This window comes from Serratia sp. ASV30, assembly GCF_016428815.1.
In the GTDB taxonomy this organism is placed as follows: Bacteria; Pseudomonadota; Gammaproteobacteria; order Enterobacterales; family Enterobacteriaceae; genus Chania; species Chania fonticola_C.
In genome coordinates this window covers 1-14,765 of record NZ_JAELTL010000034.1, presented here as the reverse complement: position 1 = coordinate 14,765, position 14,765 = coordinate 1, and the positions used below count along the sequence as shown (strand labels likewise).

Here is a 14,765-nt window from a genome sequence, read left to right as displayed (position 1 = left end):
GTTAGCCTCCCAGCTTGCTCTTGTCCCGCACTGCGCCTTTGTCTGCACTGGTAGCCAGCGTAGCGTAAGCACGTAACGCATAAGATACCTGGCGCTCACGCGCTTTCGGTGTCCAGGCCGCATCACCTCGTGCCAGTTCCGCCTCACGGCGTGCAGCCAGTACGCTCTCCGGCACATCCAGCACCATGCTGCGTTTCGGGATATCGATATCGATCATGTCCCCTTCTTCCACCAGCGCAATCAGGCCACCGCTGGCCGCTTCCGGCGAAACGTGGCCAATAGATAAACCGGAAGTGCCGCCAGAGAAGCGACCATCGGTGATCAACGCACAGGCCTTGCCCAGCCCCATCGATTTCAGATAGGTGGTTGGGTAGAGCATTTCCTGCATGCCTGGCCCGCCTTTTGGCCCTTCGTAGCGGATCACCACTACGTCGCCTGCCACCACTTTACCGCCCAGGATCGCCTCAACGGCCGTATCCTGGCTCTCATAAACCTTGGCTGGCCCACGGAAGGTCAGGTTGTCTTTATCCACGCCGGCGGTTTTAACGATGCTGCCGTCTTCCGCCATGTTGCCATACAGCACCGCCAGACCACCCTCCAGGCTGAAGGCGTTTTCCAATGAGCGGATACAGCCATCGGCACGATCGTTGTCCAGCGTGTCCCAACGGCAGTCTTGAGAGAATGCCTGGGTGGTACGGATACCTGCCGGGCCTGCGCGGAACATTTTCTTCACCGACTCATCCTGGGTCAGCATGATGTCGTACTTTTCCAGGGTCTCTGGCAGCTTCATCCCCAGGATGTTATCCACATCGCGGTTCATCAGCCCGGCGCGATCCAGCTCGCCAAGAATGGCCAGCACGCCACCGGCACGGTGTACGTCTTCCATATGGTATTTCTGAGTGCTTGGCGCCACTTTGCACAGGTGTGGCACTTTGCGGGATAGACGATCGATATCTGCCATGGCGAAGTCGATCTCGCCTTCCTGCGCGGCTGCCAACAGGTGCAGCACGGTATTGGTGGAGCCACCCATCGCAATGTCCAGCGTCATGGCGTTTTCGAACGCTGCCTTGTTGGCGATGCTGCGTGGCAGTGCGCTCTCATCGTCCTGCTCGTAGTAACGCTTGGTCAGTTCAACAATGCGCTTACCGGCGTTCAGGAACAGGTCTTTACGATCGGCGTGGGTCGCCAACAGCGAGCCGTTGCCTGGTTGGGACAGGCCCAACGCTTCGGTGAGGCAGTTCATGGAGTTGGCGGTAAACATCCCGGAGCACGAGCCGCAGGTTGGGCAAGCGGAACGCTCGATTTGTGCGCTGTCGGCGTCGCTGACGTTCGGGTTAGCCCCCTGGATCATCGCATCGATCAGGTCCAGCTTGATGATTTTGTCGGAAAGCTTGGTTTTACCGGCTTCCATCGGGCCGCCGGAAACGAAGATCACCGGAATATTCAGGCGCAGTGACGCCATCAGCATCCCTGGGGTGATCTTGTCGCAGTTGGAGATACACACCATCGCATCGGCGCAGTGGGCATTCACCATATACTCCACCGAGTCGGCGATCAGTTCGCGCGACGGCAGAGAATAGAGCATGCCGCCGTGGCCCATGGCGATCCCATCATCCACCGCAATGGTGTTGAACTCTTTGGCAACGCCGCCAGAGGCTTCGATCTGTTCTGCAACCAACTTGCCCAAGTCGCGCAGATGCACATGGCCCGGCACAAACTGGGTGAAGGAGTTGACCACCGCAATAATCGGTTTGCCGAAATCGTCGTCGGTCATCCCGGTCGCGCGCCATAATGCGCGGGCACCCGCCATGTTGCGGCCGTGGGTGGTGGTGGCGGAACGGTACTTAGGCATGCTCTTCACTCCAAAAAATAGTCATTTTACGGATGGCGAACGAACCATCCGTTTAGTGTTGTCTGTCGTTATTGGTTTACCGGATCCAACCAGCCGTACTTGTCTTCGGTTTTGCCGCTGAACAGGCCAAAGAATGCCTGCTGGATCTGCTTGGTAATTGGGCCGCACTTGCCGATCCCCACCTGAATGCCATCCACGCTGCGCACCGGCGTGATTTCCGCCGCGGTACCGGACATAAACACTTCGTCCGCCAGATACAGAGACTCACGGGAAAGCACTTGCTCACGCACTTCGAAGCCCATGTCTTTTGCCAGCTTGATGATCGCGTCACGCGTGATACCCGGCAGAGCGGAGGAGGTGAACGGTGGAGTAAACAGCACACCGTCTTTCACTTCAAACAGGTTCTCGCCTGCGCCTTCAGAGATATAGCCATGAACATCCAGCGCGATACCTTCCTGATAGCCGTGGCGGCGTGCTTCGCTACCCACCAGCAGTGAGGAAAGGTAGTTGCCCCCGGCTTTCGCCGCGGTAGGAATGGTGTTCGGTGCCACACGGTGCCAGGAAGAGACCATCGCATCGATACCTTGATCCAGCGCTTCTTCACCCAGATACGCGCCCCAAGGAAACGCCGCGATAATCACGTCGGTTTTATAGCCTGCCGGTGGGTTAACGCCCATGCCAACATCACCAACAAACACCAAAGGACGAATATAAGCGCTGACCAGATTGTTTTTACGCAACGTAGCACGGCAGGCTTCCATCAGCTCATCGACGCTTTGCGTTACCGGCATGCGGTAAATTTTAGCCGAGTCATGCAGACGCTGCATATGTTCACGGTGGCGGAATACCACCGGGCCTTTATGGGAGTCGTAGCAGCGAACCCCTTCAAATACCGACGTCCCGTAGTGTAGCGCATGTGACATTACGTGAACTTTGGCATCGGCCCACGGAACCATCTCACCATTGAACCAGATATAATCAGCTTTCTTCGTCATTGTTCTGTTCCTTTTGCGCAATCAGGCGCGTATTTGTTGTGATGATTGTTGCTGGATCTCAACGCTGGAGACATCCATCAGTTTGCTTAGCTGAGATGACAGTAAATCCACAGGGCGCTGGCTGGCAACGGTCAATTCAATATTTATATCGTCGCTATTGCTGCCCGAAGCCATATTCATAGCACAGACCTGGAAGCCACGGTGACGGACAACGCGCAATACGCGCTCTAACATTTCAGGGCGGAAGCGGGCCTGGATCGAGAGTTGATGCTGCATCATGATACTTTCTCCAACATGGTTTCGTTGCCTGCGCCCGGCGGCACCAGCGGCCAGACGTTCTCGAGTTCATCAATGGAAACCTGCAGCAGATAAGGCCCTTCGCTGTTAAGCAAGGTATCGAGCGCGTCTGCGACCTGGTCTTTGCGGGTAATACGTTGGCCGGGGATGCCGAAGGCGCTGGCCAATATCAGGAAATCGGGGTTATCGGAGAGGTTGGTTTCGCTGTAACGGCCATCAAAGAACAGTTGCTGCCACTGGCGAACCATCCCTAAACGCTGGTTATCCAGTAACACGATTTTCAGCGGTAACTGTTTGCGTTTGATGGTGCCCAACTCCTGCACGTTCATCATGAAGGAACCATCCCCGGACACGCAGATCACCATGTCCTCCGGGCGCGCCATCTGCGCACCTACCGCTGCGGGGATACCGAAGCCCATCGTCCCCAACCCGCTGGAGGTGATGAAGTTCTCTGGACGTTCAAAACTCATGTGCTGCGCGGTCCACATCTGGTGCTGGCCCACGTCGGTGGTCACCACGGTATTGGCCGGTTTGCGTTCGGACAGTTGCTTGAGCAGCAACGGAGCATAAATCGGTTGGCCCGGGTGGTCGTAACGCCAAGGGTGGGTTTCTTTCAGCTCGGCCACTCGTTGCAGCCAGGGAGCGATCTGCATCGGCTGTTGCAGCGCTGGCAGCAAGGTTCTCAGATCCCCTTGCAGGGCCACATGCGCTTGACGCAGCTTGCTCATTTCCGCCGGATCGATATCCATGTGGATCACCTTGGCCAGCGGCGCAAAGGCGTTCAGCTTGCCGGTCACCCGGTCGTCAAAACGCGCGCCCACGGCGATCAGCAAATCGCACTCCTGCACGGCGAAGTTGGCAGCTTTGGTACCATGCATACCCAACATGCCGAGATAATACGGATGGTTGGCATCCGGTGCGCCCAGGCCTTTCAAGGTCGCCACGGTTGGGATCTGCGTCAACTCGACAAATTCCCGTAATGCCGGGACGGCCTGCGCCATCCCCACGCCACCGCCCACATACAGCATCGGCTTCTTAGCCTGTGCCAGCAGTTGCGTGGCCATGGCCAACTCTGCTGCGGGATGTTCGAACGGATCTTCTACCGGCATCAGATGAGGAGGCAAATCACCCTGCGCCAGTTGGATGTCTTTCGGGATGTCGATCAGTACCGGGCCTGGGCGGCCGCTGGTGGCAATGGCAAACGCCTCTGCCATGATCCCCGGCAGCGCTTCCAGCGACTCCACCAGGAAACTGTGTTTGGTACAGGCCAGAGACAGGCCCAGAACATCGATCTCCTGAAAAGCATCGGTACCGATAAGCGCAGAACCGACCTGACCGGTGATCGCAACCACTGGCACCGAGTCCAGCAGCGCATCCGCCAACCCGGTGATCAGGTTGGTCGCGCCGGGGCCAGAGGTGGCGATACAGACGCCAACTTTGCCGCTGGAACGGGCATAACCAATGGCCGCAATCGCCGCACCTTGCTCATGACGACACAGCAGATGTTCAACCCCGCCGTCATACAACGCATCGTAGACCGGCATGATCGCACCACCGGGATAGCCGAATACCTTGTCTACCCCTTGCGCACGCAACGCTTGAACTACCCACTGAGCACCATTCATGGTTATTTCCCCGCCTTGTTGCGGGAAGTGCAGGATTTTATTCTGTTGGTCATTCTCTGCTCCTTGTTCACATTTTCTTGGCATAAAAAAACCCCCGGACCTTTTGGGTGCGGGGGTTATCTTGCGATTCCGGCTTGTTTTCTAAGCCTTTCTTCGTCCAAGTGCAGCCCCGCACGGTGGGATAATAATCACCACCACGCTAATCACGACTAGGCTAATCACTTGGGCTAGGGCTTTCATAATCGGTTTGTTCACTGTATCGGTTTGTTCACTGTGCTCGTTTCGAACTAATGCCTACAGAGTTACCATAGCAGGCGGTAACCTGACAACACTTTTTTTGCGTTATTATTCGGCTCTGCCGGGTCAAAACTGCAACAAAGCGCATGAAATTCAAACGCTAACACCAGCACCAGTCGCTTTACTTTCTACCGCAATCGGTTTGCCGCGCGTATCCTTGCCAAAATACACCAGCACCGCGATCACGATAGCCACCGTCCCGGCGATTATCGCCATCGCCAGGCCGTAGTTTTGCCCATGATGTTCCGCAATCGCGGCCTGCAAGGTGGCATTCACCGAAGCAATCAGGTTACCCAATTGGTAAACAAACCCTGGCAATACCGCGCGAGTATTCGCTGGCACCAGTTCGTTGAGGTAGGTTGGGATCACCCCCCATGCCCCCTGAACCATGAATTGCATCATGAACGCCCCCACCCCCAGCATCAGCGAACCACTCGCGAATGCCCACAGCGGGATCACCGGTAACGCCAGCAGGGCAGCAATAATTATGGCTTTCTTGCGGCCAATTTTTTCCGACAGGGTACCAAAGAAAATACCGCCGATAATGGACGCGATATTGTAGCTAATGGCGATGATACTGACGGTTTTAGGATCGAAACCGTGCTGAATTTTCAGGAAGGCCGGATACATATCCTGCGTGCCGTGGGAGAAGAAATTAAACGCTGCCATCAGCAACACCAGATAGAGACACAGCTTCCAATGGCTCTTCAGAACGGGCAGCAAAGCGGTGCTTTCTTTACGTGCCCGTGCCGCCAGCCACACCGGCGACTCTTCCACGCAGAAGTAGATAAACGGCAGCAACAGGATCGGCGCGGCCCCGATCACGAACATGCCACGCCAGCCGACCACTTCAAACAGCAGGCCATAGGCCACCGCCGCCAACAGATAGCCAAACGGATACCCCGCCTGGAAGATACCGGACATCAGGCCACGCGAACGGTCTGGGATGCTTTCCATCGCCAGCGAAGAGGCCACACCCCAGATGCCACCCATCGCCACGCCGTAAAGCACTCGCAGCAACAGGAAGACGGTCAAAGAAGGAGCGGCCGCCGACAACAGCTCAAATACCGAGAAAAACACGATATTCAACATCAGGATCGGTTTACGGCCATACTTTTCCGCCGCACGGCCAAAAATAAGTGCGCCAATCGGGCGCACCGCCAACGTCAGCAGGATCGCCAGGGTGACTTCTTCCATCCCTACCTGAAAAGCCTGAGCTATATCGCTGAGCAGGAAGACCAGCACAAAGAAATCGAAAGCATCGAGCGTCCAGCTTGAAAAGCTGGCAATTGCCGCATTGCGCTGCAGCGGAGTCCAACCAAACATAGTGTTATCCCTACCGTAGAGTACGAGGTCATCAGATTTAGCGGCGGCCGCAGTGGGTGCGGTAGCGGTCGGGGCTTTGTTAATGAAGTGATTTTTTATTTTAAACAATTGTTAAATACACCCATTAGCCTTGCTGTTGCAACTTGGTTAGCTTGCTAATGTGTTTCAGCTTTCCCGTAATTGTTAATGGGTATTACAACGAAATGCGCGGCAGCTCGAAAAATAGAACTAACACGATGAAATTAATTACTTTTAACTTTGTTGCACTACGCAATTTGATGATGACTGGCGCGCGGCCATCTAGCTGTTCCCGCATTATGTTGCCTTCAGCGAGGAGAGCAATATGTCACTGGCGGTAATCTATACCCGTGCCACGATCGGCGTGCAGGCGCCTTCGGTCATGGTTGAAGTCCATATCAGCAACGGATTACCCGGCCTGACACTGGTCGGCCTGCCGGAAACCACGGTGAAAGAAGCCCGTGACCGGGTGCGCAGCGCACTGATCAACAACGGCTTCACCTTTCCGGCCAAACGCATCACCGTCAATCTGGCACCGGCCGATTTGCCTAAGGAAGGGGGGCGCTATGATTTACCCATTGCGCTGGCCATTCTGGCGGCCTCAGAGCAGCTGCCAGCAGATAAGTTGGCGCACTATGAGTTCCTGGGTGAATTAGCGCTTTCTGGCGCATTGAGGGCGGTGCACGGCGCCATTCCGGCGGCAATAGCGGCAGCCGAGGCCAAGCGGGAGTTGATCCTGGCTGCGGCCAACGGCAAAGAGGCGGGGTTGCTTCCCAACAGCACGACCCGAGTCGCAGAACATTTACTGGAGGTGTGCGCTTTTTTGCAGGGTAAGGGGGATCTGCCAATCGCCGTAGCGCCTCCTGCGGCTGCCACGTCAACGGAAACTGCCGACTTGCAGGAAGTCATTGGCCAGGAACAGGCAAAGCGAGCGTTGGAAATTGCCGCGGCCGGGGGCCACAACCTGTTGCTGCTTGGCCCTCCGGGCACCGGCAAAACCATGCTGGCCAGCCGCCTCAATGGCTTGCTGCCGCCGTTAAGCGATCGGGAGGCGCTGGAAAGCGTCGCCGTTGCCAGCTTACTGCATCATCCAGATGAAACCCTGCCATGGCGCCAGCGGCCGTTTCGCGCCCCACACCACAGCGCCTCGATGGCGGCCCTGGTTGGGGGAGGCTCCTTGCCACGGCCAGGGGAAATCTCCATGGCGCACAACGGCGTACTGTTTCTGGATGAGTTACCCGAATTTGAACGGCGAGTATTGGATGCGCTGCGTGAGCCGCTGGAATCCGGTGAAATCGTCATCTCACGCGCCAGCGCCAAGGTACGCTTCCCTGCCCGAGTGCAGCTGATTGCGGCGATGAACCCCAGCCCAACCGGGCACTATCAGGGCATACACAACCGCACACCACCGCAGCAGATTTTGCGCTACCTCGGCAGGCTCTCTGGCCCCTTCCTCGATCGATTTGATTTGTCGATTGAGGTGCCGCTGCTGCCACCGGGCGTACTGGCCAAGCAGCACCATGCGGGGGAAAGCAGCCAACAGGTACGTCAACGGGTGCTGGTGGCGCGCGAACAGCAGCTGGCACGGGCAGGTAAAGTGAATGCGCTGTTGAGTAACCGCGAGGTGGATCGGGATTGCCATTTGCCTGCAGCTGAAGCGGAGTTTTTAGAGAAAACGCTGAGCCAACTGGGATTATCGGTTCGAGCCTGGCATCGCATCCTGAAAGTGGCACGCACGCTGGCCGATTTGGCAGGGGAACAACAGATTGATAAACGCCATCTCAGCGAAGCGCTCAGCTATCGCAGTATGGATCGCCTGCTGCTGCAGCTACACCGCAGCCTGGAATAAAAAATGGGGCCGAATGGCCCCATGATGATCAATCGTCGCTTTCAGTGTAGTCTTCTACCGCATCAGCCTGCGGCTTGCCACCTGACAGCGTATGGAATTTTTTCGGGCGGCGGGTGCGCGCCAGATATTTAGACCATACTTTTTCTTGCTCGGTTACCGGTTCACGCTCACCGCGACACACTGCAACGAACAACTGTTCTTCTTCAGTGGCTGGCTGGCGTTTGCCGGCATCCAACTCGTTGAACGCATACCCGAAACGCTCTAGCAATTGCGCTTCTTTAATGGTGAAATCGCCGTGACGGGAGAACCCGCGAGGATAGTTTTTATTATCAAAAAAACGACTGTTGGTGGTGAAGCTATCCGCCATCTGACACGCTCCTAATTCTCTCATGGCCGTGCTGTTTATGGCGCGGAGTATTAGATAGGCTTGACATCGTGTAAAACAAAACATTTAAATCTTAACGATAAAAAACTTTGGAGATTGGTGTGGACACCGAATTACTGAAAACCTTTTTGGAGGTCAGTAGAACGCGACACTTTGGCCGCGCAGCGGAATCCCTGTACTTAACGCAGTCTGCGGTGAGTTTCCGTATCCGTCAGCTTGAAACTCAATTAGGGGCGAATTTATTCACTCGCCACCGCAACAACATCCGCCTGACACCAGCAGGAGAGCGGCTGTTGCCCTATGCCGAGAGCCTGATGAACACGTGGCAGTTGGCAAAGAAAGAGGTGATACGATCGCTACAGCACAGCGAACTTTCGATCGGTGCCACCGCGTCGCTATGGGAAGCTTACCTCACGCCCTGGCTGCAATCGCTCTACCAGCAGCGGGAGGCCTTGCAGCTCGAAGCCAGGGTAGCCCTGCGCCATTCGTTGGTGAAGCAGCTACATGAAAGACAGCTCGATTTGCTAATCACCACCGAACCGCCAAAGATGGATGAGCTGGCCAGCCAGCTGTTGGGTAACTTCTCGCTACGCCTGTTTTCCTCGTCGCTACGCGATAACCCCGCCCCCATGCCTTACATCAAACTGGAATGGGGTGCCGATTTTCACCAACAGGAAGCCCGCATGCTTGAGGGCGACAGCATGCCCGTGCTGACCACCACTTCAGCGCATCTGACGCGCCAATTGCTGGAGACAACCGGTGGCTGTGCATTTCTCCCCAGCCAGTGGGAAAAAGACTACCCTCAACTGGTCGCTGTTGCTGACGCCCAGCCGATCGTTCGTCCGCTTTATGCCGTCTGGCTGCAAAACAGCGACCAGCAGCCGTTAATCCGCCAACTGCTGAAAATACCTTTAAATACCGCAACCTGAGCGGCTATGACGGCTTCAGGCGTGGATGGCGGGGTTTTGCCCGTCTGGTCTGCCAAAAGGCGCTCATCGCCTTCTGGAGGCCGATAAAGCAGAACAGCAGGATGCCGATGACGATTTTGGTCCACCAGGAGCTGAGGGAGCCATCAAAAGTGATGTAACTTTGGATTAAGCCTTGGATCAGCACGCCAAACAAGGTGCCCAAAATGGTACCGACGCCGCCAGTCAGCAATGTTCCCCCAATGACGACCGCCGCAATGGCATCCAGTTCGACACCGCTGGCAGCCAGCGCATAACCAGCGGAAGTGTATAGCGAGAAAATTATGCCGGAGAGGGCCGCCAGCGTGCTGGAAAGCATGTAAATCTGAATAGTGGTACGCCGTACCGGCACCCCCATCAGCCCAGCGGAGACCGGATTCCCCCCGATGGCATAGACGTTATGACCAAAACGGGTGCGATGCGCCAGGATCATGCCAATCGCCACGACCAGCAGCATCACCAACGCCAATAAGGTAAATCGGCCACCACCGGGGACTTTCCAGGCATAATTTGCCAGCGTGGCATACAGCGGGTGATCGATCGGCAAAGACTCTTCTGACACGATAAAACTCATGCCGCGCACAAAGAACATCCCCGCGAGCGTGATGATAAATGCAGGTAATTTCAGCGCGTCGATGATCCACCCCATCAGCGCACCAAATGAGGCCCCCATCAACAAGGCAATGACAAATGCATAACCTGGAGCAATACCATAAGTGCCAATCAGCTTGGCCAGCAGTACGCCGGTAAAGGCGATCACCGAGCCCACCGAAAGATCGATGCCGCCAGAAAGGATCACAAAGGTCATGCCCACGGCCACAATACCGAGAAAAGCGTTGTCGGTCAGCAGATCGCACCAGACGCGGGTGGAAGCGAAGCTGGGGAATTGACTAAGGCAAAAGGCGTAGCCCAGCAGAAAAACCACAATAGTGATCAATAGGGGAAGGTTACGCTTCATCATGATTTACGTCTCCGCCACAACCGCTGTAATGACACACTTGGGGATTGCACCAGCAACACGGCTAATACCACCACCGCTTTCAGCACCAGGTTAAACTCCGGTTTATAACCCGAAAGCAGAATTCCGGTATTCATACCCTGAATGATTAACGCCCCCACCACCGAGAGTAGCAGATTAAAACGCCCGCCCAGCAGTGACCCACCGCCAATCACCACGGCCAGGATCGCATCCAGTTCGAGCCACAGGCCCGCATTGTTGGCATCCGCACCGCGAATATCCGCCGTAACGATAACCCCTGCCACCGCCGCGCACAGGCCGCAAATGATATATACCGCAATAATCACCCAGCGAGTACTGACGCCAGCATTACGTGCTGAGCGCAGATTGATACCGACCGCTTCAATAAACAGCCCCAAAGCGGTTTTGCGTGTCAGTAACCAAATCAGCAGCAGCATGAGGGTAGCAATGATCACTGGCATCGGCAGGTACATCAGCGAACCACTGCCAAGCTTGGCTAACCCTTGACTTTCAAAGGTGACGATTTGTCCTTCAGTAATCAACTGCGCGATACCGCGCCCGGCCACCATCAACATCAAGGTAGCGACGATCGGCTGGATTTGCAGCACCGCAACCAAGAAGCCGTTCCACAGGCCACACAGTGCCCCAACCGCTAATGCGGCCCCCAGGATGTATGCTAATGGGTAACCAGCGCTGGTCATGGTGGCTGCGGTCGCTCCGGCAATCGCCATCACCGCACCGACGGAGAGATCGATCCCACCGGTGGCGATCACTAGCGTCATACCCAAAGCAAGCAGCGCGACAGGGGCGCCACGGTTAAAAATATCAATCACGCTGCCGAACAGGCGGCCATCCTGGATATGAATTGAAAAGAAATGGGGAGCGACCAGGCTATCGATAAGTAAAATCACCGCCAGCGCCCCCAGCTGCGTCGCTCCGGCGGGCATTACCCACCTTACTTTGCGCGGTCCACCGGTCATGGGAAAACTCCTGTGGTTCATGCTGCCCCCTGTTGCACGGCAATGGCCTGCATAATGGCGGGAACCGTAATGGCATCATGGTCAAGTTGCGCCACATGTTTTCTATCGCGTAATACCACGATGCGATCGGCATAGCCTGCGAGCTCCTCCAGTTCGGAGGAAATAACCAGCAGTGCCAACCCTTCATCACAGAGCCGTTCAATCAGGCGGATAATTTCCGCATGGGCCCCCACGTCAATGCCACGCGTTGGCTCATCCAAGATCAGGAAACGGGGTTTGGTCGCCAGCCAGCGGGAAAGCAGTACCTTCTGCTGGTTACCGCCGGAAAGGTACTGGATTTGCTGCTCCGGCCCCGGCGTGCGGATCCCCAGCAGTTTAATGAAATCTTCCGCAATTCGGGTTTGCTCACGCAGCGGGATAGGCCGTAACCAACCACGCTGCGCCTGCAATGCCAGAATGATGTTTTCCCTTACCGTGGCCGCGCCGACAATACCGTCGGTCTTACGATCTTCTGGGCAATAGCCAAATCCCAGGCTGGCCGCTTTACGGGGCGTAGGGATCGCCACCGTTTTGCCCTCAACTTTCGCAATACCTTTATCCCGAGCCTTAATGCCGAAGATCAGTTGTGCCGTCTCAGTACGCCCCGATCCCAGTAAACCAGCCAGGCCGACGATTTCCCCAGGCCTCAACGCCAGATCAAAGGGCTCAACCATGCCGCGTCGGCCATAGCCGCTAAACTCCACCAAAGGCGGAGCCTGCACGGCCTGATGTTCGCTGCGTTTGAGCAGCGTCTCATCAAAACTATGGCCAAGCATCATCTGCACCAACTCGAGCCGTGGCAGCTCGGCGGTGACACGAGTCCCGACCAGCTTGCCGTTACGCAACACCGTAATACGATCGCTGATGCGGTAAACCTGTTCGAGAAAATGGGTGACGAAGATCATCCCCATTCCCTGAGATCGCAATTGGCTAAGAATATCCAGCAGCATGGTGACCTCCTTGGCATCCAGGCTGGCGGTGGGTTCATCCAGGATCAGTACCTTGGCGGAGAGATCGACGGCGCGAGCAATCGCGACAATTTGCTGAATGGCGATCGAGTAATTGCCCAGCGGCTGGCTGACATCCAGCGGTAAACCATAGCCTTCCAGCAGCTGACGGGCATTACGCAACATGGTTTTTTGATCGATCAGGCCAAAACGGGTAGGTTCGCGACCGATAAACAGATTAGCGGCCACCGAGATATTAGGCAGCAGATTAACTTCCTGATAGACGGTGCCAATCCCCAACGATTGCGCCTGGGCCGTATTCTGTGGCGCAATCGCGGTGCCTTCTAGCCAGATCTCACCGGCGGAGCGTTGGTAAACACCGGTCAATGCCTTAATCAGCGTGGACTTGCCCGCGCCGTTTTCCCCAAGAAGCGCCACCACCTCACCGCGTTGTAGTGTGAAATCAACCTGCTCCAGCGCTTTTACACCTGGAAACTCCACGGATAACCCGCTTATTGCCAATAATGCTGCCTGAGGTGTAGCCATTATCTGCTCCGCCTGTTAACGATCAATATCCCATGCTTTTCTTCATATCGTATTCCTGTCTGGCAGTTTCAGGCTGCAGCAGTTTCGACTCGGTCTGGATAAATTTCTGTGGCTGTGTGCCGTCTTTTTTCAATGCAATCAAGGCATCAAACGCAGGTCCTGCCATATTTGGCGTCAGTTCAACCGTGGCGTTGGCTTCCCCTTCCATCATCGCTTTGAAGATATCCGGCACGCCGTCGATGGAAACAACCTTGATCTGTGAGCCCGGTTTGAGGCCGGCTTCTTTGATCGCCTGGATGGCACCAATCGCCATATCGTCGTTATGTGCATAGACGGCGCAGATGTTTTTGCCGTTCTGTTCAGCCTTGATAAAGCTTTCCATCACCTCTTTACCCTTGCTGCGAGTAAAGTCGCCGGACTGCGAACGGATGATTTTGACGTTGTCGGCAGAGGCAATACCGTCCGCAAAGCCTTTCTTGCGGTTAATGGCCACGCTGGCCCCAACAGTGCCTTGCAGTTCCACCACGTTACAGGGCTTGCCCGCAACGGCTTTCACTAGCCATTCGCCTGCGACTTTCCCTTCATGGACGCTGTCAGAAGCGACGGCAGCGGTATACAGCGAGGGATCGTTCACTTCGATCATGCGATCCAACAGGAAGACCGGAATTTTGGCCTCTTTCGCTTCCTGTAATACCGGGGTCCAACCGGTGGCCACTACCGGCGCAATGAAGATGGCGTCAACGCCTTGAGCAATAAAGGATCTCACCGCCTTGATCTGGTTTTCCTGCTTTTGCTGTGCATCGGCGATTTTCAGCGTAATACCCCGTTTTTCCGCCTCCTGTTTCGCCACTTTGGTTTCTGCCGAACGCCATCCTGATTCAGAACCAATCTGAGAAAAGCCGACAACCAAGGGGGCAGCCTGCGCCGCTCCCATCAACACACCGCTTACGGCGGCCGCTAACAGTAAACGCTTAACCATGTTTTTCTCCTCGCTCTGCCTGAATCGGTCAAACAGAGATGGCAGTGGGTGTATTCGCTTTTATCGAGTGTGCCCAAAAAACTCGTGGGGCTTATAAGGTGTAGTTGAAATACAGACAGGAATGATGAGCGATATCACAGCGCGGGATTACAACCATTTTGTACATAGATACAGCTAGAAATGTCTAAATTGGGAACGATTTCGGCAGGAATTTTGTACGCGTTAGCGGGAGGACGGGCAATTCTAGGCGAATAGAAAGCAAAAAAAACCCTTCGCTTTCGCAAAGGGTTTCTAATATGGCAGGGGCGGAGAGACTCGAACTCGCGACACCCGGTTTTGGAGACCGGTGCTCTACCAACTGAGCTACGCCCCTAAATTACGCTTAACATTATGCCTGCTAACAGTAGCAGGCATAATTTAAATAAGTGGCGGAACGGACGGGGCTCGAACCCGCGACCCCCTGCGTGACAGGCAGGTATTCTAACCAACTGAACTACCGCTCCACCGATTCTTTTACGTCGCATCTCTCGATGCTGGCAAAACCACCTTGGTGATTTTACGCATTACCAGGTGTCATACTGATAACGTTTAATTGATGCCTGGCAGTGTCCTACTCTCGCATGGGGAGACCCCACACTACCATCGGCGCTACGGCGTTTCACTTCTGAGTTCGGCATGGGGTCAGG

Annotated in this window: 13 protein-coding genes, 2 tRNA genes and 1 rRNA gene; 2 read left to right on the top strand and 14 right to left on the bottom strand. The window is 55.5% G+C overall.

Annotated elements, in window-relative coordinates; translation table 11 throughout:
- Position 1: 1 nt before the first annotated feature.
- The 6 genes from ilvD to JHD74_RS15705 all read right to left on the bottom strand — a co-directional run bounded on the left by ilvD (position 2) and on the right by JHD74_RS15705 (position 6,392).
- Entirely contained in the window at positions 2–1,852 is a 1,851-nt protein-coding gene (ilvD, locus tag JHD74_RS15730) for a dihydroxy-acid dehydratase (protein WP_074030186.1), read from the bottom strand.
- A 68-nt stretch (positions 1,853–1,920) separates the two neighbouring features.
- Positions 1,921–2,847 (bottom strand): branched-chain-amino-acid transaminase, encoded by a 927-nt coding sequence (gene ilvE / locus JHD74_RS15725; protein WP_021181823.1) that lies wholly within the window; start codon positions 2,845–2,847, stop codon positions 1,921–1,923.
- 21 nt (positions 2,848–2,868) lie between these two features.
- The gene (gene ilvM / locus JHD74_RS15720) at positions 2,869–3,126 is read right to left on the bottom strand and encodes an acetolactate synthase 2 small subunit (protein ID WP_021181824.1); all 258 of its coding nucleotides are present in this window, start codon (positions 3,124–3,126) and stop codon (positions 2,869–2,871) included.
- Complete coding sequence (gene ilvG, locus JHD74_RS15715) at positions 3,123–4,769, bottom strand: acetolactate synthase 2 catalytic subunit (RefSeq protein WP_199063058.1); 1,647 nt, start codon at positions 4,767–4,769, stop codon at positions 3,123–3,125. Before ilvG ends, ilvM begins: the two co-directional genes overlap by 4 nt.
- A 141-nt stretch (positions 4,770–4,910) precedes the next feature.
- Positions 4,911–5,009 (bottom strand): ilv operon leader peptide, encoded by a 99-nt coding sequence (gene ilvL / locus JHD74_RS15710; protein WP_071681478.1) that lies wholly within the window; start codon positions 5,007–5,009, stop codon positions 4,911–4,913.
- A gap of 150 nt (positions 5,010–5,159) precedes the next feature.
- Complete coding sequence (locus JHD74_RS15705) at positions 5,160–6,392, bottom strand: MFS transporter (protein ID WP_199063043.1); 1,233 nt, start codon at positions 6,390–6,392, stop codon at positions 5,160–5,162.
- Positions 6,393–6,735: 343 nt separating this feature from the next.
- Between JHD74_RS15705 and JHD74_RS15700 the strand changes: the two genes are divergently transcribed.
- The gene (locus JHD74_RS15700) at positions 6,736–8,259 is read left to right on the top strand and encodes a YifB family Mg chelatase-like AAA ATPase (RefSeq protein ID WP_024527668.1); all 1,524 of its coding nucleotides are present in this window, start codon (positions 6,736–6,738) and stop codon (positions 8,257–8,259) included.
- A 28-nt stretch (positions 8,260–8,287) separates the two neighbouring features.
- Here JHD74_RS15700 and JHD74_RS15695 read toward each other — a convergent pair whose 3' ends face one another.
- A complete protein-coding gene (locus tag JHD74_RS15695) occupies positions 8,288–8,626 on the bottom strand; it encodes a DUF413 domain-containing protein (protein ID WP_021181829.1) in 339 nt (112 codons plus the stop codon).
- Positions 8,627–8,745: 119 nt separating this feature from the next.
- Here JHD74_RS15695 and hdfR point away from each other — a divergent pair, with 119 nt between their 5' ends.
- Positions 8,746–9,573 (top strand): HTH-type transcriptional regulator HdfR, encoded by an 828-nt coding sequence (gene hdfR / locus JHD74_RS15690; RefSeq protein WP_024527669.1) that lies wholly within the window; start codon positions 8,746–8,748, stop codon positions 9,571–9,573.
- Between the two features lie 4 nt (positions 9,574–9,577).
- On the opposite strand, the gene yjfF is transcribed toward hdfR, so the two are convergent.
- From yjfF to rrf, 7 genes are all read right to left on the bottom strand, one after another.
- A complete protein-coding gene (yjfF, locus tag JHD74_RS15685) occupies positions 9,578–10,570 on the bottom strand; it encodes a galactofuranose ABC transporter, permease protein YjfF (protein ID WP_024527670.1) in 993 nt (330 codons plus the stop codon).
- Positions 10,567–11,589: a galactofuranose ABC transporter, ATP-binding protein YtfT gene (ytfT, locus tag JHD74_RS15680; RefSeq protein WP_304621706.1), complete on the bottom strand. Its 1,023-nt coding sequence runs from the start codon at positions 11,587–11,589 to the stop codon at positions 10,567–10,569. The genes yjfF and ytfT overlap by 4 nt, the downstream gene beginning before the upstream one ends.
- On the bottom strand, positions 11,586–13,100 hold the full coding sequence (gene ytfR, locus JHD74_RS15675; protein WP_024527672.1) for a galactofuranose ABC transporter, ATP-binding protein YtfR: 1,515 nt from the start codon (positions 13,098–13,100) through the stop codon (positions 11,586–11,588). The genes ytfT and ytfR overlap by 4 nt, the downstream gene beginning before the upstream one ends.
- Positions 13,101–13,122: 22 nt before the next feature.
- Positions 13,123–14,079, bottom strand: coding sequence for a galactofuranose ABC transporter, galactofuranose-binding protein YtfQ (gene ytfQ, locus JHD74_RS15670; RefSeq protein ID WP_021807362.1), 957 nt, complete (start codon positions 14,077–14,079; stop codon positions 13,123–13,125).
- A 297-nt stretch (positions 14,080–14,376) separates the two neighbouring features.
- Positions 14,377–14,452 (bottom strand) — tRNA-Trp (locus JHD74_RS15665).
- Between the two features lie 53 nt (positions 14,453–14,505).
- A tRNA-Asp gene (locus tag JHD74_RS15660) sits at positions 14,506–14,582 on the bottom strand.
- A gap of 94 nt (positions 14,583–14,676) precedes the next feature.
- Positions 14,677–14,765: ribosomal RNA gene (gene rrf, locus JHD74_RS15655) — 5S ribosomal RNA — on the bottom strand; the annotation flags it as partial.

Excerpts from the sequence above, each read along its gene's own strand:
- ilvD (WP_074030186.1), bottom strand. The coding sequence starts at position 1,852 with ATGCCTAAGTACCGTTCCGCCACCACCACCCACGGCCGCAACATGGCG.
- ilvE (WP_021181823.1), bottom strand. The coding sequence starts at position 2,847 with ATGACGAAGAAAGCTGATTATATCTGGTTCAATGGTGAGATGGTTCCG.
- ilvM (WP_021181824.1), bottom strand. The coding sequence starts at position 3,126 with ATGATGCAGCATCAACTCTCGATCCAGGCCCGCTTCCGCCCTGAAATG.
- ilvG (WP_199063058.1), bottom strand. The coding sequence starts at position 4,769 with ATGAATGGTGCTCAGTGGGTAGTTCAAGCGTTGCGTGCGCAAGGGGTA.
- ilvL (WP_071681478.1), bottom strand. The coding sequence starts at position 5,009 with ATGAAAGCCCTAGCCCAAGTGATTAGCCTAGTCGTGATTAGCGTGGTG.
- JHD74_RS15705 (WP_199063043.1), bottom strand. The coding sequence starts at position 6,392 with ATGTTTGGTTGGACTCCGCTGCAGCGCAATGCGGCAATTGCCAGCTTT.
- JHD74_RS15700 (WP_024527668.1), top strand. The coding sequence starts at position 6,736 with ATGTCACTGGCGGTAATCTATACCCGTGCCACGATCGGCGTGCAGGCG.
- JHD74_RS15695 (WP_021181829.1), bottom strand. The coding sequence starts at position 8,626 with ATGGCGGATAGCTTCACCACCAACAGTCGTTTTTTTGATAATAAAAAC.
- yjfF (WP_024527670.1), bottom strand. The coding sequence starts at position 10,570 with ATGATGAAGCGTAACCTTCCCCTATTGATCACTATTGTGGTTTTTCTG.
- ytfT (WP_304621706.1), bottom strand. The coding sequence starts at position 11,589 with ATGAACCACAGGAGTTTTCCCATGACCGGTGGACCGCGCAAAGTAAGG.
- ytfR (WP_024527672.1), bottom strand. The coding sequence starts at position 13,100 with ATGGCTACACCTCAGGCAGCATTATTGGCAATAAGCGGGTTATCCGTG.
- ytfQ (WP_021807362.1), bottom strand. The coding sequence starts at position 14,079 with ATGGTTAAGCGTTTACTGTTAGCGGCCGCCGTAAGCGGTGTGTTGATG.